The organism is Agrobacterium sp. InxBP2, from assembly GCF_026191755.1.
In the GTDB taxonomy this organism is placed as follows: domain Bacteria; phylum Pseudomonadota; class Alphaproteobacteria; order Rhizobiales; family Rhizobiaceae; genus Agrobacterium; species Agrobacterium pusense.
This window is the reverse complement of sequence record NZ_JAINDY010000033.1, coordinates 25,132-48,892: the sequence shown is the minus strand read 5'-3', so window position 1 is coordinate 48,892 and position 23,761 is coordinate 25,132. Positions and strand designations below refer to the sequence as shown.

Below are 23,761 nucleotides of genomic sequence, written 5' to 3'. Positions count from 1 at the left end.
TGCACCGCCATGCCTCTCTTGTCATCGCAAAGGGCCAGTGACCTTGATTTGCGTCAAACCGGTTATGTCAGCGGCGACCAGCTTCCATCGGCATTGCGGCAGGCTGCGCCACGCGCCCGGGTCTCGCGTCCGTCTACCGTCAGGGTGTGCGAATATTGCCGGCAGTTCTGGTTGCCAACCTGATAGGGCGCATTGGCGACCACCTGGCCCTTGGCGTCATCGCCCGTCCAGGTGACAGGCGTGCCGACCGGGGCCGTTTCCAGCGCCTTATATTCGGCCTCCAGCGCCTTTGTCTGGTCACCCCTGTCAAGCTGCACGCCGCTTCGCCCGACAATGCCGCCTTCCAGATTGGCAAGGAAGGGCGTGGAGGGCTGTGACGAACGGCCGAAAAGACCGCCGCCTGCCGGGCGGGTGCCCGTGGTGGTGCAGGCGCTCAGCATGGAAACGCACAGGATCGAGAGAAGTGCCGGGCGTGACACCAGCGAACGCATCGTCACGGAGCGGCAGCCATCATACACGTCAACCAAACCCTGTCCTCTTTCCTACCGCATTGCATCAATATACCAGCGTTGAATTTCTTGCCTTTTTTCTCGGCTCACGCAAGCTCTTTCGAAAGGCCGGGCAAAATCAGATCTGCCTTCAACCCGCCGATGGCGCTGCGCGACAGCGAAAAGCGGCCATGGTACTCTGACACCACCTCTGAAACGATCGACAATCCGAGGCCCGTGCCGGGGCGGCTCTCATCCAATCGCCGCCCACGTTTCATCGCTTCGCTGATCTGTTCCGGCTCAAGTCCCGGCCCATCATCCTCCACCGTCAGCTCCACCCAGGCGCGACGGGCGATTTCGGCGTCGGAGGATGGGTGCGTGCCCGTCGCCAGCGTAATGACCACACGCGTCTGTGCAAAACGCGCGGCATTTTCGAGAAGGTTGCCGACGACCTCTTCCAGATCCTGCTGCTCCATGCCGAGTACCGCGCCGGGTTGCTCGAAATTCAGCACGAACTGCTTGTCGGGGTTCAGGCGGCGCATGACGCGCACCAGCCGTTCCAGCGCCGGTTCGGCCTCCACGCGGGCAAGGATGGAGCCGCGCTGGGCGGCGATGCGGGCGCGGGAGAGATAGGATTGCACCTGCGCCTGCATGGCGTCCGCCTGCGCCCGCACAAGGTCGCCGTGCTGCGGATCGAGCGTGCGGGCTTCGTTCAGGAGAACTGCAATCGGCGTCTTCAGTGAATGGGCGAGATTGCCGACCTGCATGCGCGCGCGCTCCACAAGCCTTCGATTGCTGTCGATCAGCGCATTGACCTCATTGGCAAGCGGCTGGATTTCGCGCGGGAATTCGCCTTCGAGGCTTTCCGCCTCTCCGCCCCTGATCTTGCCAAGTGCGACGCGAGCCTGATCGAGCGGCCGCAGACTGTAGAGAATGGCAAGACCGTTCACGACGAGGCTGCCGACACCAAAGACGGCCAGAGCCAGATAAAGGCTGTTGGAGAAGTCCCGCACATCGTCTTCCACGACGTTCAGATTGCCGGACACACGGAAACGCGCTGCACGCCCCTCGCCATCCAGCACGACTTCGGTTTCCGCCACCCGCACCTGATTGCCGGCCTCGTCGGTGACGGCATAAAAGCGCTCGTAGCGGTTGTCGAAGGGGGCGTCGAGAATGCTGGGCACCGGAAGGGTGGAAACGCCGAGCGAGGAAGAAACCAGCGGCGCGGTCTGGAAATTTCCGAGCGGCTCGACAACCCAGTACCAGCCGGTATCGGGCTGCGAAAACCGGAGATCGCCAAGCTGCGGGCTGCCGGCCAACGTATTCTCGTTCGAAATCGTCACGGAATTGATGACGTTATAGAGCTGTGCCCTGAGAAGATCGGTGAAGCTGCGCTCCACACCCTGTCGGTAAAGCGTCGAGATCACGACGGCGATCACCACCAGCGCCAGCACCGACCAGAGCGAGGCGAGCAGCAGGACGCGGGCGGTGAGAGAATTACTTCGCATCTGCCGGCGCTTGCATCCGGTAACCGAGACCACGGATCGTCTCGATCAGATCAACCCCGAGCTTCTTGCGCAGACGTCCGACAAATACCTCGATCGTGTTGGAATCGCGGTCGAAATCCTGATCGTACATATGCTCGACCAGCTCCGTGCGCGATACGACCTCACCCATATGATGCATGAGATAGGACAGGAGCCGGAACTCGTGCGAGGTGAGTTTCAGCGTCGTGCCGTTGACGGTCGCCTTGGAGGACTTTGTGTCGAGCCGGACCGGGCCGCAGATGAGTTCGGAAGAAGCGTGGCCGGCCGCGCGGCGGATGAGCGCGCGCACGCGGGCAAGAACTTCCTCGACATGAAAGGGCTTCGTCACATAGTCATCGGCGCCGGCGTCGATGCCCGCCACCTTGTCGCTCCAGCGGTCGCGGGCGGTCAGGATGAGAACAGGCATGGCCTTTCCGGCCGCGCGCCATTTTTCGACGACGGTGATGCCATCGAGTTGCGGCAGGCCGATATCAAGAACGATGGCGTCATAGGGCTCGGTGTCACCGAGATAATGGCCTTCCTCGCCGTCGAATGCCTGATCGACGACATAACCGGCCTCCTTGAGAGCATCGGTCAGCTGACGATTGAGATTGGCATCGTCCTCAACAACGAGAATACGCATTGTCCGCCCTTTCCTGTGTCCCGGCCCGCGTGCGTGGCCGGTCATGCTAGATGTCTCGGATCGTTTTCCGATATTTCGACGATGCGGGCAAGCTACATCGGCACGCGCATCGTCACCTTGCGCGGGCGCTCGCCATTTCCCTGGACGAGAACGGTGACGACACAGGACTGACCGTCGCCGGAAGGATAGACAGAAAGAAGCTGGCCGCCGGTTTCGCGTACAACGCGGGCTACGGCCGCGCCGCAGTCGCTGGCAGCGAGAATGTAGTGGCCCTGCAAATCAGCCTCGGGCGCCGTGAAACCGGAAAGCCCGGCTGCAAGCGTCGCGATGATGAGAGGTGATGCCATTCTACAAACTTCCACAAAAAAAACGGGTGCGTCTTGAACCGTATTGTGACCGAATATGTAGCGCAAAGCGTCTGAATGGCAAATGAATGCCGCCCCCGCAGCGGGAAGACGGAACGGGAGCGGCGCTTGCGCGGGCTGCGTCAGCGGATCGCACGGGTCGCCGAAAGGCGGCCGTAAAGCGCGATGAGACCGCCAATTCCCCCGGCCACGGTCATCAGGCCGTCGGCCAGCTCACCGTGAAGTCCGGCGGGCAGATCAAAGCCGGCAATGGTGAAAAGCGGGGCGAAGACCGCAATCAGCGCGCCCCATATCGTGCGGGATTGATACCACGGTTTGGTGCTGTCCATCTTGTCGTCCTTTGCTTTGTTTTCAGGCATTTATGAAAGCGGGAGAACGGCCTGTGCCGCCACTCCCAGGGGCACCGCGCGGCCGAGCTGGCGGACTCGCACGGAAATGTGATCCCGCAGCGCCGGAAAATCTGTGAGTTCGGCTGTTGCTGGATAAAACCAGAAGGGTTCCGAGACGTCGGCGCTACGCCGCACCTCGTCGCCGTCCAGCACCTCCACCCGATAACGTTCGAAAGCTTCATCCAGCGGAATCTCGCTTGCGTCCCAGCCATCGGCGTCCATCCGCCCCCGGCGTTTCCAGCTGATGAGAACGCCATCCGTTTTTCGCAGGCCGGCAAGATGCACCGGCGCAAGCGGCGTCAGCGCCCGAAATCCGGTCTCGACGGAGAAAGGCCCGACCGGCGCGCCGGCCTGTTCCGCTGCCTCGACAATCCAATTCATTCGCCGGCCACGCTCTCCGGCGAGCAGACCGAGCGGCTGTACCGCGGCATCCAGAACAACCACCGGCGCCCCTGCCGGCGCACCGATGGCCAACGCGTCTTCCGTGCCGGCAAGGCCGCGCAGGAGAACAGAAAGCCGCCAGCGCGACCGCGCGGTTTCCTCTGCCTTCGCGAAAGCGACGATTTCCCAGACACCATTCGCCGCCCTCACGGCGATGCGGTTCTCGCCGTTCAGCACCGAAAGCGGTTCGGCCGATGCAACTTCGCCGAAAGGCAGATCGAGCACGATGGTATTTGCACGGTCGAAGCGACCGGAGGGTCCAGGCTTCAGCGGCATTGCCAGCGTTGCGATCCTGGCCGGACGGTCTAGCACGACGCGCTGGCCGTATCCTTCCGTGCCTGATGAGGCCGAGACGACGATGTGCCGCCAGGGTTTCGCGAAGGCGGCAACTCGCGCCGACTGCTCGGCCGCCGCACCGTCCTGATACGGCAGATCGAGAAACAGCACTTCCGGCGCGAAACCCTCGCTGCCGCTTGCGCCACGGGCACGTCGCTCGTCCGCCACACCGGCAAAAGTTGACAAGGCCGGGGAAAAGGCCCGCGCTTCCACCTGCCGCACCGCGCCATCCTCGATACGGCTGACCATGAACCGACCTGCGGGCGCCTGCGGAAAGGCGTCCGTGGAGAGACGGATGCAGTCACCCGGTTCCAGCGCAATCTGCCCCGGCGGCAGGGCAAAACGCAGGCTGCGCCGTGCCTGGCGGCTGTCGCGCAAGGCCGCCTCGATCGCCGCTTGCGCCGTTTCCGAAGATAGAGCGGCGTTGAGATCGAGCCGCATGACACGGCTGCCGGCATTCTCCACGCGCCGCGAACGCACGCTCGCCTGCTCGTAGTCCAGCGCCGGGTTGAACGAGGTCAGAACGGCTTCCGCGGGGAAATCGCTTTCGTGGCCGCGATTTTCCGACCACAGCGGTTCACCCTCCAGATCGGCGAGAATGGAAATATCCCGAACGGGCGTGACAGCCCCGTTGCGGGAGCGGAAACGCAGGGTGCCGGCATCCTCCGCCACATCCAGCTGAAATGCCGCGATCAGCGGCTCCAGCAGGCTGCGGGCCGAAGTTACCTCGCCTTGCACATAACCGATGAGATCGCCGCTGATGGCGGAGACGTCGAAAGCGGAAAAGCCGTGATCCGTCAAAATGGCGGCGATGGTGTCGGCAAGCGTCGCCGTTCCCAGCCGGCCGTTCAGCCAGTGGCCCGTGCGCCAGTTACCGCCATCGCTCCACGTTACACCGTTTTGCGGAAAGGCCGGGAAAGGCCGCGCATCCCAGGTCCACAGATAGATCCGGCTCGTATCCACCATCGCGGCATCGCCATTCTCCCAGTGCCCCAGATGCGCCTCCAGAAAACGCCGCTGCTGGCTGTCCGCCCTGCTTTTGCGGGAAAAATGGGGAAAGGCGTTTTCCGCCGATTTCGGATCGGGAAAGACATTGGGGCGTGTCGCGCTCTTGTCCACCGCCGGGCAGCCGAGTTCCGTGAACCAGATGGGCTTCGAGCCCGGCCTCCATGCGGTCGGCGTGGTGCTCTCCTTCCCGCCGGGCCGATCGTAATGGAGATTTTCCCACCAGTTTCGAAGGTCCTTGTAGCGGAATACCCATGGCTTTGCCGTTGTGCCATCGGCAATGGGGGTTCGCCGCCGGGCCGTGCGGTCGGCTTCGCTTGCATAAAACCAGTCGAAACCCTCGCCAGCCGTAACGGCGCGGCGGAAGGCCACAGCGTCATCCGGGCCGGTCATGCCATCAGGATTGCCGTTTGCGGCATCTTCGTCGCGCCAGTCGGAGAGCGGCATGTAATTGTCGATGCCAATGGCGTCGATGTCGGGGCTCGCCCAGAGCGGATCGAGATGGAAGAACACGTCCCCAGAGCCGTCGGCCGGCTGGTGACCGAAATATTCGCTCCAGTCCGCAGCATAGGTTAGTTTCGTCGCCCTTCCGACGACAGCCCGTACATCGCGCGCGAGCCGCACCAGCGCCTCCACGAAGGGAAAGGCGCCGTTGTCGTCGCGCAACCCCGTCAGCCCCCGCAGTTCGGAACCGATCAGGAAGGCGTCGACGCCTCCCGCTTTTACCGAAAGGTCGGCGTAATGCAGCACCATGCGTCGATAGCCCTCGGCGCGGGAACAGAAACGATCGATCTCCAGCCGCGCACCGGCGGTACGATCGGCCGATCCGGGCCTCCCGGGTGCGGGAAAGCAGGTGATGCGCCCCCGCCAGGCATAGGCGTCCTGTTCGGCCTTGCCATAGGGATCCGGCAGGCCGTTGCCCGCCGGCACGTCCATCATCACAAAGGGATAAAGGCAGACCTTCAGGCCCCGCGCCTTGAGGTCGGCTATCGCCTGCAGCACACCTTCATCATTCGGCGTGCCGCCATAGGCGGGACCGCCATGATGATGGCTGACCGGATGCGCCCCGGCGCGTGTCAGGCCGGCAACGGACCACGGCGTCGTCTCGCCCTCCCGGTCCCCCACTTCAACACCCGGCAGGATGCGGCATTCGCCCGCCCGCATATCCGTGCCGAACCAGCTCACCACCAGCGCCACGCTTTGAAGAGCGGGGCAAAGCGCCTGCAATTCATCGATGGCAGCGCGCCAGTCCGTCTCGGCCGTCAGGCCGTTACGGTTCATCACGCGGCTTTCACCCATGGCCGTATGCTCGGAAACCGGCACCGTTGCGTAACCATGTTCGGTTGCGCCCGGAATGACGGTCACGGCGCGGATCGACTTCTCCAGCCCTCCGACCGGCCGCACCACCTCGAACTGCATGAGCGGAATGCGGTTGCCATAGGCTTCAAGCGGCAGGCGCTCGATGACGACATAAGCGAGGCCGCGAAAGGCGGGAGCATTGCCGCTCCCCTGTTTCGCCTCGATCAGCGGATCGGGCAATTGCGTTGCGCTGCCGGGATAAAAGCGCATCTCGATGCCGGTCAGGTCAATTTCGCGCCCATCGGCCCAGACGCGCCGCACGAGGGCCGCCTCCCCCTCGCAGAGACCGATGGCGAGATTGGCGAAATATCGATAGGTCTCCGCCCTTGGGCCGCGGTTGCCTTTGCCACCACGTCTCTGCACGACACGGCTTTCTTCGAAACGTGTCGCCCAGATCAGGGTGCCGCCGATCCTCGCCGTACCGTAAAGCCGGTTTATCGCGGCGCCTTCATCCGCACCGGGAATACGCGCGGCCGAGAGCCGTGCCCCAGACACTGTACGACCGTCTGAAAGCAAGGCGCGATCCACGGCGTTGCCAGCCAGCGCGCCGGCCGCACGCCCGATGATCGCTCCCACGGGCCCGAAAATACCGCCGAGCGCCGCACCTGCTGCCTGAAATAGTATGGTTGCCATGCCTGCCTCAAAAAATCTCAGGGATCGGGAAAGCGGAAAATGCCGGCGATGCGCCGTTTCCAGCATGGCACCAAGGCGGAACGCACCACCGCCGCCTGCTCATAAGCGTGGATGAAATGCCGGGATTCCGCGAGGATGCCGAGATGTTTGGCCGCCGCATCGGCCCGCCAGCGGAACAGCAGCAGGTCTCCGGGCTTTGCCCCGTCCAGGCCCGAAACGCCGGGAAAATGCCGTTGCACGGCCGCCGTCAGCCGGTCCTCACCACAGCGCTCTGCCCAGTCAGGCGCATAGGGCGGCGGAAGTTCCGGTTCGCTGCCGTAGAGTTCGCGCCAGACGCCTCGGATCAGGCCGAGACAATCGCAGCCAACGCCCCTTAGCGACGCCTGATGCCGATAGGGTGTGCCGATCCACGGCTCGGCCAGCGCCAGCACCTTGTCTCCCGTCTCGCTCATTGGAACAAGGCCCCGCCGTCGTGGATGTGACCGCCGCTGGCATAAGAATAGGCGAAATCCGCCCCTGGAAGATGGGGAAAGCCCCTGAAATTCAGCTGATTGGCGAATGTATGCCTGCATGTGGCGAAGCTCTTGTCGCAACCGGCCGTGACGGAAAAGCTGTCTCCCGGCAACGGCGCCTCATCCGGTGGAAGCCAGAAAGAAAGAAGCACGCCGCCATTGCGCTGCTCATGGCCATCGAGATCGAACCCGCGCCCGGCAAGCGGACCGGTGAGAAAACGCACCTTTCCCCCGTTGAAAAAACCATCCGGGAAAGCATCGAGCCCGGTTGCGACGAGATTGCCGGCCGCGTCCACCGCCACCACCCGGCCATTGCCGGTGAACCGCGCCAGAGCCACGCCGCAGCGTGCGTCTCCCAGCGCGGCATCGCAGCGCCGTCCATAAACCCGCCCCTGCGGCTGGCTGAGGCGATGGGCGAAACTGCGCAGCTCGGCGCGAAAGGACCCGCCCGCCCGGGTTACGTCGCCGATCTCGCGCAGGGAGAGAAGCACATGCTCTTCCGAAGCCTGCCAGTTGACGAGGTAAAGCTCCACTCTCGCTCCGTCGAAACGGCCGGCGGCAAGATCCTCTTCCGAAATCGCCTCGCTGGAAAAACCGCCTGCCACTTCACCTGCGCCGGCGCCGAGCCCGGTTTCGCTGTCATTATCGCTGGCCGAAAAACCGCTGGCGGCCAGAAAGGCCGTGCCGGCGAAGAAAAGCGCCTCGTCATGATCGGTGAAGCCGATTTCGGCGCCATCCTTCAACGTCACTTTCCAGCAATGGCAAGTGGTCGTGGCATCGCTTTCAAGATGCCCGGCAAGGGCGGGAGCGATCGTTTTCATGGCAGGACTTCCATCAGCGGAATGGCGGGAATTCGCCCGGCTTCGAAGGCGGTGAGGTTGATGTCGATGCGGTCGGTCGCGAACCGTACCGGTACATCGAATTCATAGCCCGCACTGACCACCGCACCGGCGGGCGGAACCTTTCCGGAACCAAATGTCACCATACCGGTCGCGTAATCGCAGGACACATCCGAAGCGGATACGGGCACACCCTCGACCGATACGAGGACGGAGCCCTCGGCAGGCTTTCCACCCGGCGGGTGAAGAAGCCACCCGCATCGGCATAGGTCTTGACCAGTTGAAACCGCACCGTGACGCCATCACCCACGCCGATCCTCTGATCGGTCGATGCCGGCGTGTCTCCCGGCGGGCAGGATTTAAAGTCCACGGGATCGCGAAAACGAAAGCCGTAAAGCTCGCCGCGCCGCGCTTCGAAAAAGGCCAGCACCTCATAGAGATCGGTGAGCGAGCGGATGCCCGAGCCGGCGTCATAGGCACGCCTGGCATTTCGCCAGCGCTGATTGCGGCTTTCCCGCCCATTGGAAAGATTGACGATGTCGGTCCGTCTCACCGGGCCGCCGCTCACACCGAGCGCCAGCCGCAGCGGAAACCGCACTTCATGAAATGCTACCATGTCGTTGTTCCTGGATTCATTTCGCTGTTCGGGGGGTGCCAGCCGCAGGCCCTCATTCTTCGCGGTTTGTCCACGCTCGGCAGGCCGGTCGGGACAGGGACAAGGTCTGCATATTACAATCCACGCTGGCCGCGCCCGACGCTGCGCGCCAGCATTGCGGCAATCTGGCCTTCGCTTTTGCGGAAGCTTGCCGCATCCGTCGCCGTGACGTTGAAAATGATCTGGGACCCGCCGCCGGCGGAAGGCGCCGCAACACCGAGTGCACCATCCGGGCCGCGCTTCAGAGGCAATATGGCTTCCGCCCCTGCTTCTCCCATCAGGCCAAGCCCGCCGCCCATGGGAAAAAACGCCGGGCTGGAGACGACACCACCCTCGGCGAAAGGCGTGACGCTGCGCCCCGGAATCCCGCCATCGGCGAAAGCGAAGAGCGAGCCGCCGCCGTTCAACAACCCGCCGACGGCATTGCCAATCATGGCCTCAAAGGGTTTGAGCCCGGCGGAAAGCGCGATGCCCGACAGCCGCTGCCCAAGGCCGCGCAGCACATCGTCCAGCCCTTTGCCGCCTGTCACTGCCGCCTGCAGTGCAGACGTCAGCGCCACTCCGAACCGTTCGGAGCGGCGTTCGAGATCGCCCATCACTTCGGACAGGGCTTCCGCCTCCTCCCGATTTTCCGCGATCGATCCTTCACCCGCCATCGTACCTGCCTTTCCGATTCAAACTGGAGCTTCAAGTGTTTGAATTAAAACATCTTCGCGAAACGATGATCGGATGCGTCCCTGTCGGGAAAACGCCGCATCATCGCCTCCATCTCCTGTCGATCGGGGCAGTGTGAACCGGAGCGCACGCCGCCCGTCATGGCGAAAAACTCTCTGGGCGTCAGCCGCCAGAAGACTTCGGAAGAAAGCCGCAGCAGGCAGAAACCCGCATGGAGAACCGCATCCCAGGGAAAGGGGCGCGGCGTCGCATCGCCTGCTGCGGCATTCAGGGGTCCCGCGGCGTCTCCCCTTTCAAACCGCCGAAGGTGGCGGTCAGAAGTTCGGCGACGATGGCGGCATGGCCGGCAATGCCGCCCTCCACCGTGGCGCTGGCAACATCCTCATCCGAAAAAACATTGCCGGCGCCCCGCAACCCCGCGCCGATCACCCGGATCATGTCGGTGGCCTTCATGCGTCCGCTCGCAAAACGTTCGGCGAGCGCTGTCAGGTCATCGACTTCGAAGGCGGTTTCGAGCTCGGCAAGCGCGCCGAGCGTCAGGCACAATATGCGCCTTTCGCCGTCGAACAGCGCTTCGATCTCGCCGCGATGGCGGTTCGCCCGCCCGTAACGCAACCCTTGCGGCATCACAGCGCTCCAAAGGTCAAAAGACCGGCCGATTCCAGCGCGATCTCAAATTGCACTTCGCCATCGTGACGGCCGGAATACTCCAGCGCCACGATCTGGAACGGCCCGATAATCGTGCCGAAATCGGGTATGACGATCTGCCAGCCGGGAATGGTGCCCGCGAAAAACGCGCCCCGCACGAGCGCATCGCTCGCCGCATCCTTGAATATGCCTGACGCCGTCAGCGCGGCCCTTTGCACGCCGGCACCCGCCAGCAACTCGCGCCAGCGCCCGACGCTTTCCCCATCGGTAACGTCCACCGCCTGGGCGTTAAAGGCCAGCCGCCGCGTTCTGAGCCCGGCAACAGTGACATATGTTCCGGCACTGTTGAATTTCAGCAGAAAATCCTTGCCCTTCTGCGCCACCATCCTGTTTCCTTCCGTTTCGATTGCGGTTGCAGGGTGTTGCGGGCCTGCGACCAAAAATGTTCCTTGCCCTCGCATTGTGCGATCTTGCCATGTCCGATGCTGCTTCCCCGACGTTCCGTACACGCCTTATCGGCGTGCTGGCGCTTGGGCAGGTCGTCAGCTGGGGTTCCGGTTTCGACATGCTGGCCATTCTCGGTCCACGAATGGGCAGCGAACTCGCCATCGCCAACGAAGTCGTTTTTGCGGGCCTGACCGTGATGATGACCATCAGTGCGCTTTGCGGGCCGCTGCTCGGGCGGATGCTTGTGCGCCACGGCGCAGCGCCGGTGCTGGTCAGCGGCACCCTGCTTTTTGCCTGCGGCTTTGCGCTGCTTGCTTTTGCAGGCGGCGTGACAAGCTATCTGCTGGGCTGGGCGGTGATGGGCTTTGCCGGCGCGTGCGGGCTGACAACGGCGGCACACACCGCCGTGGTGGAGCGCGTCGGGGCGGAAAGCGGTCGATCCCTGACGCTGCTGATGGTCTTTACCGGCCTTTCGGCGGCCGTGTTCCTGCCCGTTACAGCCTTTGCGGAGCAGCATCTCGGCTGGCGCGGCACCCTCATCCTCTACGGCTGTCTGCAGCTGTTCCTGCTTCTGCCGCTTTACCTCTTCGTTCTTCCGAAGAGAAAGGGCGGCAATCCAGGCCAGCGCCCGCATCCTGGTGAAATCCCGGCCTCGCCGTTGGATACGCGGCGCGCCTTCCTGCTTCTGGCGGCAATGACCACGCTCAGTGCCTTCACCGCCTTTGGCTTCTCGCCGCTTCTGCCTTTGCTTCTCGTGCATTCAGGCGCATCGCAAGCGCTCGCAATCCAGCTGGCATCGGTGCGCAGCGTGCTGGCGATTACCGCGCGCGGGCTAGATTTCCTGCTGGGAAAACGCGGCAATCCCTTCATCACCTGCCTGATCGGCCTCTGTCTTCTGCTGACATCCTTTCTGGTCCTGCTCGTCTTTTCTCCGGCCATACCAGCCTTTGCCGGCTTCATCGCCCTGTTCGGGTTTGGCGCGGGTGTGCTGACGGTCAGCCGCGCCGTTCTGCCGCTTGCAGTGTTTTCTCCGCAGCAATACGGCCTTCAGGCCGCACGGATTTCGCTTCCGCAAAATCTAGCCATCGCCTTTGCACCTGTCATTTTCAGCATGGCGCTCGATCGCGGCGGTGTGGCGGCGATGCTTGGCATCGCTTCCATCCTGATCACCCTTTCGCTGCTGCTGCTGATCCTGCTGTGGAAAACCGTGGCCGGCCAGAAAGCGTAGGGCCCTTCATTCCGTTACCGCCCTGAACCGCATTTCAAGGACGAAGTTCCGTGACTTCGCCTCACGGCGGGAGCGGCTGGACAGCATGTGCATGTTGACGAGCGAAAAGCCGACGAGCGGCAGCGCGGCATCATCAAGCAGAGCTTTTACCCTTGCGGCGATCTCACCCGTGGATCTGCGGCGATTGGCATCACCCCAGATTTGCAGCGTCAGAAAATGCTCCTCCGCGCTTTCCGTCGCCGTCGAATAATCGCGGGTCTCGACCTCGTCGAAGACAATACATGGCAAAAGGCCACGCGTCAGAAGCCGGTCGACGATGCCGCCGGGGTTGAGGTCTGCCAATTCGGCATCGCCAGCGAGCTTTGCGACGATCGCCTGAAGAAGCGGGTTCGCGGCGCTCATCGGTCTTCCTCTTCGCAACGGCAGACGATGAAGCGGCGGGTTTCGTCAGGATCCATCGCCGTTCGGATGTTGAGGATGCGGGAACCCTTGCGAAAGCGCATCCCGGTGCCGATGTCGATGTCGTTGCGCCAGGCGAGCCAGACACGATGGGTAATCGTCGCCCCCTCGGCCGAAGCCCGCTCGTGCGAGGCTTCGGAAACCGGTTCGATGGCGCCCCACAACGCGCGCACGGCCTTCCAGCTTTCGGCGGCGCCGCCCTGTCCATCAGGCGTTTCCGACCGCACTTCCAGTTCCAGTCGCGCCGTCAGCCTGCCAGGATCAAGAAAGACGAGGTTCATGGCCTAAAGCCCCAGACGGCAGAAAGGAGACACCAGCCGCTCATAACCAGCCGGAACGGCGGCCGGCTGGTTTTCCGGCGCGACGGCGCCGCGAAAGGCGAACATCTGCGCCACATGCATCAGCATGGCGCGTTTCAGCGTATCGGGCACATCCGTCGCGGCCTCGCCATGACCGGCGGTGAAATCGATCTCGATGCCATTCAGCTCCCGTTCCGGGGCCGGCGGTTCGCGCAGCCACAGCCGTGCCGGCCACGCCGCGCCGTCGAGCAGCTTTTCGGTGGCGGTGATGTCTGCCGCGTGCCCCTGCCCGTCGAAAACCAGAATCGTTTCGATGGCTTGCACCGGCGTCTTGCCAATCAGAATCACGCCCGTTTCGGGCCACCGATCAAGATAAAGCCGCCAGGTCTGGCGCAGGAGGCACAGCCCGGTGGTGCGTTCCAGATGCTCGCGGGCCGCGCGTATCAACGCGGCAAGCAAGGTGTCCTCGTCACCGCTGTCGAGACGCAGATGCGCCTTGACGTCGGCAAGGGTCAACGGCTCCGCCTGCGGCGGATGGATGAGGGCATAGGTCATGGGGTCTCCGGAGATTAGGGCGAGCGGCTGCGTCTTTCGCCTTCTTCCCGCCGGGAGAAGGTCGTGGCAGCGGGTTGAGGGGGCAAGGGTGGGGGTAAACCGTGAGCTTGCCCCCTCATCTGCCCTGTCGGGCATCGGCGGGGAGAAGAAACGCGCGGCACCGTCGAGGTTCAATTCACCCCGAACTTCACCAGCTTGATCGCCTCGAAATTCTGCACGCCGCCGCCCACGCGTTTGGTGGTGTAGAAAAGCACATAGGGTTTGGCCGAATAGGGATCGCGCAGGATGCGGACGCCGGTTCGGTCAACAACGAGGTAACCGGCGCGGAAATCCCCGAAGGCGATGGCGAAGCTGTTGGCCGCCACATTGGGCATGTCCTCGGCTTCCGTCACCGGAAAGCCCATCAGCGAGGCGGGCTGACCGACGGCAGCCGGCGGATGCCAAAGATAGGCGCCGGTCGTGTCCTTGAAGCGTCGAAGCGCACCCTGCGTCTTGCGGTTCATCAGGAAGGTGCCGTTCTGGCGATGGCCGGCTTTCAACGCATAGATGGCGTCGAGCAGCACGTCCATGGGACCGGCGGAGGAAAAGCCCGCCGATACGCCGGTCGCGACATAACCGATATTGCCCCAGCTCCAGTCGTTATTGGCAACGGTCGTATAGGCGAGGACCCCCCTGGGCTTGTTGATGCCGTCGCCGCCAACGAAAGCCGCCGCCTCCTGTTCGGCGAATGCGATGTCAACCTCGGATGCGATCCACGCCTCGATATCGACCGCCGCGTCGTCCAGCAGGCCCTGGGTGGCGGCAGGCATGGCATAAAGCTCCATGGTCGGGAAAGAAAGCTCCGACAGTTTCGGCGTCGCCGTTTCCGGGCGCGCCGCCGTTTCCGAAACCCAGCCGGTGGCGAGCCCGCCGGCGGCGAAGGGTTTTTTCAGCACGGCAGCGGAAACCTGTCGCACCGTGGCGAGCGCCCGGACAGGCGAAATCGCCGTCATGCGCCGGCCGATCTCGCCATCCGTCTCGGTCGGAAGAAGAAAGCCGCCGTCCGCCCCGGCCGAGCCGGCAAAGGCCTTTGCCTCGAGATCGCGCAGCGCGGCTTCCTCGCCCCGGCGGATATAGGCCTCGAAAGCGGTCTTGTGCTCTTCGGCATCCTGCGACAGCGCGTCCTTCCGGCCCAGCGCGGGCCGCGCCTTCTTCAAAGCCAGATCGTCCATGAGCCTGCGGTTGTCGTCGAGCGCCCTGTCGATGCGGTCGAGCTTGTCGCGGGTCACGACATCAGCCACCATCTTGCGCTCGATATCGGCAAGCCGCTGATCGTTGGTTTCACGGAAGGCTTCGAAGGCCTCCATGAACTCGTCGAAGGCGGCCGTCATCGTATCGGGGACGGCCTTCAACTGCGGCGCAACCGTCATCGGGGCCGGTGTCGTTGTCTGCTCTGTCATGTGGTTTTCCTTGTTGCGGTTTGTCCGGAAATCAGCGTTTGAAGGCGGTATCGAAAAGCGAACGGGCGGCGCGGCGCATGCTGCGCACCAGTTCGGTGTCGCGGTCGCGGAAGAAGCGGGCATGCTTGACATCGGAGACGCGAGCCGAGGGAAGCATCGGAAAAGTCACGACGGAGATCTCCCAGAGATCGGCCTCCAGAATGCGCCGGACGCTGGCGCGGGCCGCCTTGCCGGAACGCCCCTCCCTACTCGAACGAACCGTGCGGAAACCGATGGACAGCCCGTCCAGAGCGCCGGTCTTCATCAGCGAATGGACTTCCCTCGACCGGGCGACGCCGGGCGTGAGGATACCCTCGACATAAAGGCCACGCTCATCCTCGCGGATGGTGCGCCAGACGCCGATAGGCTGGGCCGGATCGTGCTGGTAGAGCATGCGGATACCGGACGCACCGCGCTCCTCGATGGAGCGGCGGAAGGCGCCGCGCTCGATCACATCGCGGCCGAGATCGATCTCGCCAAAGACGCTGGCGTAACCGGAAAAAGTGCCGTCGCCGGCAATGCCGCGCAATTCCAGATTGGCGAATTTACGCGTGGCGGGACGCGGCCCGCGATAGGCGTGCATGGGTAACTCCTGCGATGTGAGGGGAATATCAGGCGCGCGGGCGGGCGCTGTAACGGTCGGCGATGCGCACCAGCACGCCCAACCCCCACCAGGCCCCCATGCTGGCGGCGGCGGAACCCGCCACCATGATTTCGCGACCCGAAAGCGCACCGGCAATATCAAGCTGCTGCACGATCCACAGGCCGATAGGCCCGCCGAAGATCATGCCGCAGGAGACGCCGGTGATAAAACGGCTCGCGGCCTCGCGCTTGCTTTTCGGCAGGAGATAAACGAGCGATACACCCGCGCCCGCCACGGCGCCGGTGATGCGGGCGGCCCAGATGCCGGCCTCATTGGCGAATTCAGACATGGGTAATCATTCCGTTCTAGGATGTTGTCATCGGGCGGACGCGCCGCGTCGCACGCAGCCGCTTCCTGCGCGCCTGCACCGGGTGATTTTACGAATCTTCGGAATCGCTTGGACGGATGAGCTCACAAAGAGAATCCGCTTCTTCAGACAATGCTTGAACCGTCAAAGCGAAAGCAAACGCCGTCCCTTCAATAACCGACGGCCTCGCGTTTTTCTTCGTCGCTCAGGAACGAGGCTGCGCCGATGCGTGTCCAGAGCGCGTCCCGCTCGCCCGCGAGCCCGGCAATCCGATCGAGATCGGCTTCCAGTCGCAGGCCCACGCCGAAGATCGGCGCAAGCCAGCCGCAAAGCCTCGCCGCCGTGCGGTTGACGAGCGGCAGCACGGTGAGGCGATAGAAGGCGCGGTTTGCTTCCTGGTAATTCGCATAGGTATTGTCGCCGGGAATGCCGATCAGCATTGGCGGTACTCCGAGTGAGAGCGCGATATCGCGGGCCGCGCCGTTGCGGGCTTCCAGAAAGTCCATGTCGCGCGGCGATAGTCCCATCGCCTTCCAGTCCAGCCCGCCCTCCAGAAGCAGCGGCCGGCCGGCATTCATGGCGCCCTGATAGCCCTCCTCCAGCTCGCGCTTCAGCCGTTCATATTGTTCGGCGGAAAGATTGCCGCCTTCCCGCGGCTGATAGACCAGCGCGCCGGAAGGCCGGGCGGAATTATCGAGCAGGCGCTTGTTCCACTGGCTGGCCGCGTTGTGAAGATCAAGCGCCGCGCCGGCGGAGGCGAGCGGCGCGAACCCCACCCGGTCATCCAGCGGATGGAACAGTTTGAGATGCAGCAGCCCCAGCCCGTCCCGCTCGGCGGCGATGCGCCGCGTGGCCCGGCCTTCGGCGCGGTAATCATAAGCCGCCGGCCAGCCATCCGGCCCTTCGACAATGCTGAGCCGGTCAGGCCGGAGAAGATGCAGTTCACGCAGCCGCCCGCCGATCACAAGCGGCTCGACATAGGCGTTTCCGGCCAGCATGAGGTGGCCATAAAGCGCCTCGAAGAAATCCGGCCCGCCCATGTGCGCGCCCGGCCTCGCCAGAAGCGCCAGCAGCGGATGATCGCCTATCTCGTCATCGCCGTCGTAAAGCAGCCAGTTCACCGACGCGGCCGCTTCCGCCACCATGCGGGCAGCCCGGTGGGCTACGGGATTCTTCATGAAACCCTCACGGGCAAGCGCGGCATAGGACCGGCCGGACCAGAAGGCCTGCCCGCCCTGCATGGCCACGGCCATGAAGCCGCCAGCCATTTTCCGGTTTTCGGGCATGGCGTTGCCATCCGCCGGGCGCTTGCGCGGCAGGGAAAAGGGAAATCGCATGACGGTGTCCTTGTTTGTGATGTTCCTCATCCCTGGCTTGTCACAGGGAACCAGCCAGCCCAGCTCTTTGGGCCGAAAAGAGTCTTGTCGTCGCGCAGACACGCGTCGGCTGGTTTCCTGCGACAGGCACAGAAATAAGGGATACCGGGACTCAAAGCCCAAACGGAAAAAGATTTTTTTCGCCGGCTCTCGGCAGACGACGGGCAGATGCCCGTCACTTGCTAAGCTGAACCGAACCGTTACCGGATCGGTGCTTTTACTGCCGTATCGCTGTCGAAATCGGCGGCGACGCGGGTTTCCCGCAGCGGCTTCACCGTGCGGGTGGAAAGATCATAGGCGGGATCGGCCTTGTAGGCCGCCAGCGCCGCCTCGTTTTCGAACTCGCCATAAACGATGAAATCGACGGAATTGCCCCATTGGTCCTTCTTCACATTCTCGCCGATTTCCAGCGTCAGCGCATGCGGAATCGCGGTAAGGCCGGAAAGGCCCTTGCGGACGGCGTCGCGGTTTTCCTCGGGAACGGTGAAAAAGACGATATGGCGGATCACGGTGTCACCTGTCATGCGAAATTCGAAGGCGGCCTTCTCGGCGCTGCGTAACGGGTTATCACCTGGGCCGCGCCGGTTCAATCCGCGCCGCAAGAAGCGCCCGATGAAATGCGCGCCCATAATTGCCCACCAGGCTGGCCCGGTCGCTGCCATTGATGATGGCGCGCGCCGCATCCCAGTCTTCGCGCTCTGCACCGAAGAAATCCGCAAGACGTCTGCCGGTGAAGCCGCCGGCCACCATGCCCTGGATCAGGATAGCCGTCGCCACGTCCGCTTCCATGGCGCGCTCGGGGCGGCCGGTTAGATCCACCCCGGTCAGCACCGACATGGTCTCATAATTGCGGCGATGGGTCAGCTGAACGAAGCCACGTCCCAGCCAGCTTTTCCCTTCCGCATCACGCCGCCAGTAGGGTCTGCGGACCATCGGCAGACGGCCGGCGGCAAAGGCGCGGTCGAGCCGTGCGATCGCTTCGGCATCGGTTGTCACCAAAGTCTCGCGCACCGGCTGCATGGTTGCCGCGGTCTCGTGGAAAGCAGTCGCCAGCATATAAGCCAGCCACCGGGGATCGCCGCCGGGCAGCGCCGTCGCAAAGCCCGACAGGATCGTCTTCATCCCGGCAAGCTGCGCCATGCGCAGCCGCCCGCCGAACAGGGATTTCCGCACCGACGCGACGAATCGCGCCTCGTCAAAGACCATGGCCTGCTCCTGATATGACACTTGATATGACTTGGGGTTCATGACCCCTGACGTCCGTCAGGACTAAATCGATTTGAAAAAACCTTAATCGATTTTAATCCTCGGACCGGGGTTTTGGAGTAAAAAATTCCTTGAATTCCGGAACCTTAGCGCGCTAACTCCATTTACCGCGCAATCCTGCAGCGTTAACCATTCAAGGAGGAATGCCACCATGACAGCGACAATCCCCCAGACCGTTTATGACCGTCTCGAAAACGAGTGGCGCCAGATGCGTGAAACCGGCTCCCAGCCGAAGCCGGCGCAATCTCCGAAGAAATAATATTTGCCCGACGTCCGAAATCGGGCGGGTCCTTCACTTTTTCTTCTCCCCGCCGGGGAGAAGATGGCCCCAAGGGTCAGATGACGGGGCAAGGTCCTGACATCCATGCTCTCGCGGCACATCTTGACCGTTGCCTCTTCATCCCGCGTTGCGGTCCTTCTGCCCAACGGGAGGAGAAACAGGCGGCACGCTTGAGGCGTTATTGGATCTAGGTCCCTGGAGCCAATAAATCACCGTCTCACATCCCCCGAACCTTCGGTTCGCTGGTCACCATCGTCGTCAGCGCAGTGATCGCCCAGACGAGTGCGTCCAGCCTGTCCGGCGAGCGCCCGGTCGACAGGCCTTCCGGTCCGAAATCCGTCATCTGGTCCTCAAGCTTTTCAAATCGCGCGGCGTGGCGCACCCTCCCCTGCTCATAGAGCGCGGCGACCGGTTCGGCGCGGGCGAACTTTCCGCGGCTTGCCCGCACCAGCGTCAGCGGCAGGTTGGCGTCTACGCTCTGCAGCATGGCGCGCACCATCTCGCCGCCCTGATTGACCTCTGCCACGACGCGGTCAGCCTCGTGGCAGCGGAAGGCGGCGACGACGGCGCGAGCCCAGCCGGCCGGCGTCTCGCCTTCCACCGAACAATCCGCAAGCACCGTGAGACGCCCGGCCATGCCCAGTCCCGCCACGACGATGCCGCAGCAGGAATTTTCACCACTGCCGGCCGGCGGATCAACCGACACCACGATCCGCGAAAGCGGCGCAGCCGCAACCTCAACGATCGCTTCCAGATCGGCGCGTTTCCATAACGCGCCCTCGCGCTCATCGATCAGCTCGCCGCCAATTTCCTGACGGCCGAGCCGCGTGCCGCCGTAGCGGTCCTGCATGGCTTTCAGAAAACCGGGCGAAAGGTTCCGCGCGTTCATGGCCGTCGGCATCCGGGCCACCCGGCTCGAAGGATCGGCCAGAAGCGCCTTCAGCAATGGAATGGGCCGTGGCGTGGTCGTCACCAGCTGTCGTGGCAATTCACCCAGACGCAGGCCGAACTGCAGCATGTCCCAGGTTTCCTGTGGATATTTCCATTTGCCCAGCTCATCCGCCCAGGCCATGTGGAACTGCGGCCCGCGCAGGCTTTCCGGGTCTTCCGATGAGAACACCTGCGCCATCGCCCCGTTGGGCCAAAGCAGCCGCCGACGCGACACCTCGAAGGCGGGACGATGGCGGCGGGCAATACGGCAAATGCCGGAAATGCCGTCGATCATAACCTCCCGGGCGTCACCCAGCGTTTCGGCAACCAGCGCGATGCGCAAATCCGATTGCCTGCCGGCGGAAGCGACGGCGTGAACCCACTCCGCCCCGGCGCGGGTCTTGCCGGATCCGCGTCCACCGATCAGAAGCCATGTCCGCCAGTCGCCCTCCGGCGGTTGCTGCGGCAGGTTGCCGATGAAGCGCCAGTCGCGCAGAAGATTGAAGACCTGCGCCGGCAGATGGGGTCCGGTCGACATATCCGTCATGTATCGGTTTCTGCGAAGGGGCTGCAAGCGGGATCGGTTGCCATCTTTGCGCGGCATTTCTGTTCAGCCAGTTCATCGATGCGATTGAGGAAATGCGCCACCGCCGCTTCGTAGTCCCCGACATCGGTTTCGTCTTCGCTGAAAAGAGCTTCCCTTTCTTCCGCCAGCACCCGTTGCAAAGCGTCGATCCGCTCCAGCGTGCGAACGATCAGCGACAGCTGGTCCGTCGCAGCCTTCACATCGGCGCGCGCGAGCTTGCCCGAAGCATCCTCCGCCGTCGCCAGAAATGCCGCTTCGCTCACTTGGCGAAGATTGCGGTACAGGCAGAACTGCTCGCGCATCTCCTCCGTCAGGTCATTCAGCAATTGCCGCAGGCTGCCGTTGCGCGCCGCATCTTCGGCGGCCAGCCTGTCGGCCCGCGACTTCGTCTCGGGCGCGGCTTCCGGCATGTCGTCAGCCGCATAGGCGGGCGTTTCCGGCCAGACGCTGTAGAGCGCCGGATCGCAATTGCTGGACGTTGTCATGGGATTGGCCTGCGAGAGAAAGAACAAATAAAGAGGGGCCGCGAACAAGGCAAGTTTGCTTGCACCTCACTCACCCTCATTCCTGTGACAAGCACAGGAACGTGGTGGTGAAGAAAGCGCTACGGGCAGTCCCAAGGACAACCATTGCCGTTCAGCCGCAAATCTCCGACTATAGCCAAACACTATCAAACCACCGTCACGGTGTAAAGGATTATTTTCCTATTTCTGTGATTTTTATCCTGATCACGGGATTTGCACCCTCGTCCGTCACATATTACACTTAGCACCAGGCGGTGAGCAGAAGGGACAAGTCAAGTTGGTAAAACAATGGGTTGAGCGGTTGTTTGCGGGTCTTTCGGCAACCGGCATCGTCTTTGGCACGGTTCTCTTCTGCGCTTCTCTCACACCATCGCTCCTGCCGCGAACATGGCTGATGCAAGGTGTGCTGTGCGGGTTTTCTTTCGCGATCGGTTACATGATCGGCGTCGCCCTTCATGCGATCTGGGCTTATCTGGAGCTGCCTGAACCCTCGCGTCATAATGTCCGCGGCGTTCGGTTTCTCATTGCGCTTGCCGCCGCGATTACGGCGATTGCGTTTCTGTGGCAGGCGAAAGACTGGCAGAACTCCATTCGCGTGCTGATGGAGCTCGATCCGCTCCCCAGCGCGCACCCCACCAAGACAGGCGCCATCGCCATACTGGTGGCTGCCATTCTCATCGGCGCCGGCCGGCTGTTCCAGCTGATCCGCCGTTTCTTTGCGACGCGCAGCCGGCATTTCCTGCCGCGCCGGCTGGCCAATGTGCTCGGCATCGCCGCGGCCATCATTCTGTCCTGGATGCTGCTCAACGGGCTGATCTTCGACATCGGCTTAAGATTTGCCGATTCCTCGCTGAAACAGGTGGATGCGCTGATCGAACCCGATGTGCCGCGCCCGTCCGATTCGCTCAAGACCGGCAGCAGCGCCTCGCTGATGACATGGGAATCGCTCGGCCGTCGCGGCCGCGAATTTGTCGCTGAAGGCCCTCGTAGCGCAGACATCTCCGCCTTCACCCACCGCCCGTCCAAGGAGCCGCTCCGGGTCTATGCAGGCCTGAACTCCGCCTCGACCCCGGATGAAAGGGCATCCCTGGCGCTTGAGGAACTGAAACGTGTCGGCGGCTTCGAACGCAAGGTGCTCCTGGTGGTCATCCCCACCGGCACCGGCTGGATCGATCCGGAAGCGCTCGATACCGTCGAGTATCTGCATGACGGCGATATCGCCAGCGTTGCCGTGCAATATTCCTATCTCTCAAGCTGGATAGCCTTGCTGACGGAGCCGGATTACGGCGTCGAGACGGCGCGCGCTCTGTTTGAAGCCGTTTATGGCTACTGGACCACCTTGCCGAAGGAAAAGCGGCCGAGGCTTTATCTGCACGGCTTGAGCCTCGGTTCGCTCAACTCGCAGAAGTCCTCCGATCTTTACGATGTGCTCTCCGACCCCTTTCAGGGCGCGCTGTGGAGCGGCCCTCCTTTTTCCAGCCCGACATGGCGCATGGCCACCAATGGCCGGGTGAAGGGTACGCCGGAATGGCTGCCGCGTTTCCGCGATTCCTCCGTCATCCGCTTCGCCAACCAATATACCACCGCGCATATGCCTGATGCGACCTGGGGGCCGATGCGGATCGTTTATCTGCAATATGCCAGCGACCCCATCACCTTCTTCGAAGCCGCCTCGCTTTACCGGCGGCCGCAATGGATGGTGCATCACGGGCCAGACGTTTCCACATCCTTCCGCTGGTTCCCGGTCGTCACCCTGCTGCAGCTCGGCCTCGATGTTGCCGCCGCCACCACGGCGCCGATCGGATATGGCCATGTCTATGCGCCGGAACATTACATCGATGCCTGGACGGAGGTAACGGCGCCGCAGGGCTGGAATGCCGAGGATATCCAGCGGCTGAAGATGTTCTTCAAGGCCCGCCGCGGCTCCACGGATCCGGCTTAAGCGCGGCGGGCTCTCGTTGAGTCTCAGCCTTTAAGCCGGTCCAGATTGTCGGCGATATAGGTCTCCAGCGAACGCGGCGCATGGCCGGTCAGCGTTTCCACGTCGCCGGTCACCACCGCCGTCCAGCCCTCACGAACGGGATGGAAGATCGAGGCGAGGAAGGACGCGTAGTCCTGCGGCACGCCTGCACCCGTGAGGATGCCGATAAAGACCTCGTCCGAAACGGCGGCATAAGACACTGGCTTGCCGATAGCCTGCGAAATCAGTGCTGCCGCTTCGCCGTAGCCAACTGCCCTTGGTCCGGTCAGATTGAAGGCCTTGCCGTCAAAGGCCGTGGATGTCAGCGCGGCGGCGGCGCTATCGGCGATATCGCGCACATCGATGAAGCTCGACTTGCCCTCGCCCGCCGGAACGGCGATCTGGCCGTGGTCGATGCCGGCTTTCCAGTAGCTGTGGAAATTATCGGCAAACCAGTTGGGACGCAGGATGACGTAAGGCGTGTCTGACGCGATGATTTTCAGCTCGATCTGGCGATAGGGAATGGAATCGTCGGCATCGACACCGAGAACGCTGAGGAACACGATCTTCACCTTCCAGCGCGCGGCCTCCTCGACAACGGGCGTCAGCGCGTCGATGGCATCCAGACGCCCGCCGGAAAGAAGCAGGAACAGGCGGTCAACACCGTCGAAGGCATCCGCATAAGTCGATGCGTCGGTATAATCAAAACGCACCCCTTCCGCGCCGTCCGACGCCCTGCCGCTGCGCGACGCCGCCTTCACGCTTTCGCCCTTGGCCACCAGTGCCCTGACCAGCGGCGTGCCGATGGTGCCGGTTGAACCGATTACGAGTATCTTGCCTGCCATCTCAAATCTCCTTAGTATCTAATGGAAACCATGTTTCGAAAACACAGATACTGCGTTAGAGAAA

26 protein-coding genes and 1 pseudogene are annotated in these 23,761 nt (G+C 63.1%); 2 read left to right on the top strand and 25 right to left on the bottom strand.

Annotated features, from left to right (window positions below; translation table 11 throughout):
* Nucleotides 1-62: 62 nt before the first annotated feature.
* The 13 genes and pseudogenes from K7A42_RS18140 to K7A42_RS18080 form a co-directional block, all read right to left on the bottom strand.
* On the bottom strand, nt 63-491 hold the full coding sequence (locus tag K7A42_RS18140) for a membrane protein (RefSeq protein WP_035210211.1): 429 nt from the start codon (nt 489-491) through the stop codon (nt 63-65).
* A 104-nt stretch (nt 492-595) separates the two neighbouring features.
* Nucleotides 596-1,996, bottom strand: a complete 1,401-nt coding sequence (locus K7A42_RS18135; protein ID WP_004440792.1) for a sensor histidine kinase — start codon at nt 1,994-1,996, stop codon at nt 596-598.
* Entirely contained in the window at nt 1,986-2,657 is a 672-nt protein-coding gene (locus K7A42_RS18130) for a response regulator transcription factor (RefSeq protein ID WP_072494202.1), read from the bottom strand. Before K7A42_RS18130 ends, K7A42_RS18135 begins: the two co-directional genes overlap by 11 nt.
* 92 nt (nt 2,658-2,749) lie before the next feature.
* Nucleotides 2,750-3,004 (bottom strand): hypothetical protein, encoded by a 255-nt coding sequence (locus K7A42_RS18125; protein ID WP_003497070.1) that lies wholly within the window; start codon nt 3,002-3,004, stop codon nt 2,750-2,752.
* A 140-nt stretch (nt 3,005-3,144) separates the two neighbouring features.
* Nucleotides 3,145-3,351 carry a hypothetical protein gene (locus K7A42_RS18120; RefSeq protein ID WP_004440775.1) on the bottom strand — a complete coding sequence of 69 codons (207 nt, stop codon included), beginning with the start codon at nt 3,349-3,351 and terminating at the stop codon, nt 3,145-3,147.
* Nucleotides 3,352-3,381: 30 nt separating this feature from the next.
* Nucleotides 3,382-7,185 carry a baseplate multidomain protein megatron gene (locus K7A42_RS18115; protein ID WP_282455669.1) on the bottom strand — a complete coding sequence of 1,268 codons (3,804 nt, stop codon included), beginning with the start codon at nt 7,183-7,185 and terminating at the stop codon, nt 3,382-3,384.
* A gap of 17 nt (nt 7,186-7,202) precedes the next feature.
* Entirely contained in the window at nt 7,203-7,637 is a 435-nt protein-coding gene (locus K7A42_RS18110) for an NlpC/P60 family protein (RefSeq protein ID WP_282455668.1), read from the bottom strand.
* On the bottom strand, nt 7,634-8,518 hold the full coding sequence (locus K7A42_RS18105; protein ID WP_282455667.1) for a DUF2163 domain-containing protein: 885 nt from the start codon (nt 8,516-8,518) through the stop codon (nt 7,634-7,636). Before K7A42_RS18105 ends, K7A42_RS18110 begins: the two co-directional genes overlap by 4 nt.
* A pseudogene (locus K7A42_RS18100) lies at nt 8,515-9,152 on the bottom strand (TIGR02217 family protein). Before K7A42_RS18100 ends, K7A42_RS18105 begins: the two are co-directional and overlap by 4 nt.
* Nucleotides 9,153-9,265: 113 nt before the next feature.
* Nucleotides 9,266-9,847, bottom strand: a complete 582-nt coding sequence (locus K7A42_RS18095) for a phage tail tape measure protein (protein WP_045532414.1) — start codon at nt 9,845-9,847, stop codon at nt 9,266-9,268.
* 44 nt (nt 9,848-9,891) lie between these two features.
* Nucleotides 9,892-10,137 (bottom strand): rcc01693 family protein, encoded by a 246-nt coding sequence (locus K7A42_RS18090; RefSeq protein ID WP_082074340.1) that lies wholly within the window; start codon nt 10,135-10,137, stop codon nt 9,892-9,894.
* Nucleotides 10,134-10,493, bottom strand: coding sequence for a gene transfer agent family protein (locus tag K7A42_RS18085; RefSeq protein WP_004440758.1), 360 nt, complete (start codon nt 10,491-10,493; stop codon nt 10,134-10,136). The genes K7A42_RS18090 and K7A42_RS18085 overlap by 4 nt, the downstream gene beginning before the upstream one ends.
* Nucleotides 10,493-10,900, bottom strand: coding sequence for a phage major tail protein, TP901-1 family (locus K7A42_RS18080; protein WP_045532416.1), 408 nt, complete (start codon nt 10,898-10,900; stop codon nt 10,493-10,495). The genes K7A42_RS18085 and K7A42_RS18080 overlap by 1 nt, the downstream gene beginning before the upstream one ends.
* Nucleotides 10,901-10,989: 89 nt before the next feature.
* Between K7A42_RS18080 and K7A42_RS18075 the strand changes: the two genes are divergently transcribed.
* Nucleotides 10,990-12,189 carry an MFS transporter gene (locus K7A42_RS18075; RefSeq protein WP_037091718.1) on the top strand — a complete coding sequence of 400 codons (1,200 nt, stop codon included), beginning with the start codon at nt 10,990-10,992 and terminating at the stop codon, nt 12,187-12,189.
* A gap of 6 nt (nt 12,190-12,195) precedes the next feature.
* On the opposite strand, the gene K7A42_RS18070 is transcribed toward K7A42_RS18075, so the two are convergent.
* The 11 genes from K7A42_RS18070 to K7A42_RS18020 form a co-directional block, all read right to left on the bottom strand.
* Nucleotides 12,196-12,591, bottom strand: coding sequence for a DUF3168 domain-containing protein (locus tag K7A42_RS18070; protein ID WP_004440751.1), 396 nt, complete (start codon nt 12,589-12,591; stop codon nt 12,196-12,198).
* Nucleotides 12,588-12,929, bottom strand: a complete 342-nt coding sequence (locus tag K7A42_RS18065; RefSeq protein ID WP_006700095.1) for a phage head closure protein — start codon at nt 12,927-12,929, stop codon at nt 12,588-12,590. Before K7A42_RS18065 ends, K7A42_RS18070 begins: the two co-directional genes overlap by 4 nt.
* A 3-nt stretch (nt 12,930-12,932) precedes the next feature.
* On the bottom strand, nt 12,933-13,502 hold the full coding sequence (locus K7A42_RS18060; RefSeq protein WP_112553516.1) for a head-tail connector protein: 570 nt from the start codon (nt 13,500-13,502) through the stop codon (nt 12,933-12,935).
* Nucleotides 13,503-13,672: 170 nt separating this feature from the next.
* Nucleotides 13,673-14,941: a phage major capsid protein gene (locus K7A42_RS18055; RefSeq protein ID WP_282455666.1), complete on the bottom strand. Its 1,269-nt coding sequence runs from the start codon at nt 14,939-14,941 to the stop codon at nt 13,673-13,675.
* 31 nt (nt 14,942-14,972) lie between these two features.
* On the bottom strand, nt 14,973-15,563 hold the full coding sequence (locus K7A42_RS18050; RefSeq protein WP_282455665.1) for an HK97 family phage prohead protease: 591 nt from the start codon (nt 15,561-15,563) through the stop codon (nt 14,973-14,975).
* Between the two features lie 28 nt (nt 15,564-15,591).
* Nucleotides 15,592-15,912 (bottom strand): DUF6107 family protein, encoded by a 321-nt coding sequence (locus tag K7A42_RS18045; protein WP_003509186.1) that lies wholly within the window; start codon nt 15,910-15,912, stop codon nt 15,592-15,594.
* A gap of 188 nt (nt 15,913-16,100) precedes the next feature.
* The gene (locus K7A42_RS18040; RefSeq protein WP_004440739.1) at nt 16,101-17,267 is read right to left on the bottom strand and encodes a phage portal protein; all 1,167 of its coding nucleotides are present in this window, start codon (nt 17,265-17,267) and stop codon (nt 16,101-16,103) included.
* Between the two features lie 239 nt (nt 17,268-17,506).
* Complete coding sequence (locus K7A42_RS18035; protein WP_034496266.1) at nt 17,507-17,815, bottom strand: Dabb family protein; 309 nt, start codon at nt 17,813-17,815, stop codon at nt 17,507-17,509.
* A 58-nt stretch (nt 17,816-17,873) separates the two neighbouring features.
* Nucleotides 17,874-18,512, bottom strand: a complete 639-nt coding sequence (locus tag K7A42_RS18030; RefSeq protein ID WP_282455664.1) for a hypothetical protein — start codon at nt 18,510-18,512, stop codon at nt 17,874-17,876.
* A gap of 557 nt (nt 18,513-19,069) precedes the next feature.
* Nucleotides 19,070-20,329, bottom strand: a complete 1,260-nt coding sequence (locus K7A42_RS18025; protein WP_282455663.1) for a DNA-packaging protein — start codon at nt 20,327-20,329, stop codon at nt 19,070-19,072.
* Entirely contained in the window at nt 20,326-20,853 is a 528-nt protein-coding gene (locus K7A42_RS18020) for a hypothetical protein (protein ID WP_282455662.1), read from the bottom strand. Before K7A42_RS18020 ends, K7A42_RS18025 begins: the two co-directional genes overlap by 4 nt.
* Before the next feature lie 340 nt (nt 20,854-21,193).
* Here K7A42_RS18020 and K7A42_RS18015 point away from each other — a divergent pair, with 340 nt between their 5' ends.
* The gene (locus K7A42_RS18015) at nt 21,194-22,834 is read left to right on the top strand and encodes an alpha/beta hydrolase (protein ID WP_172873953.1); all 1,641 of its coding nucleotides are present in this window, start codon (nt 21,194-21,196) and stop codon (nt 22,832-22,834) included.
* Nucleotides 22,835-22,857: 23 nt separating this feature from the next.
* Here K7A42_RS18015 and K7A42_RS18010 read toward each other — a convergent pair whose 3' ends face one another.
* Nucleotides 22,858-23,697 carry an SDR family oxidoreductase gene (locus tag K7A42_RS18010; protein WP_282455661.1) on the bottom strand — a complete coding sequence of 280 codons (840 nt, stop codon included), beginning with the start codon at nt 23,695-23,697 and terminating at the stop codon, nt 22,858-22,860.
* Nucleotides 23,698-23,761 lie beyond the last annotated feature (64 nt).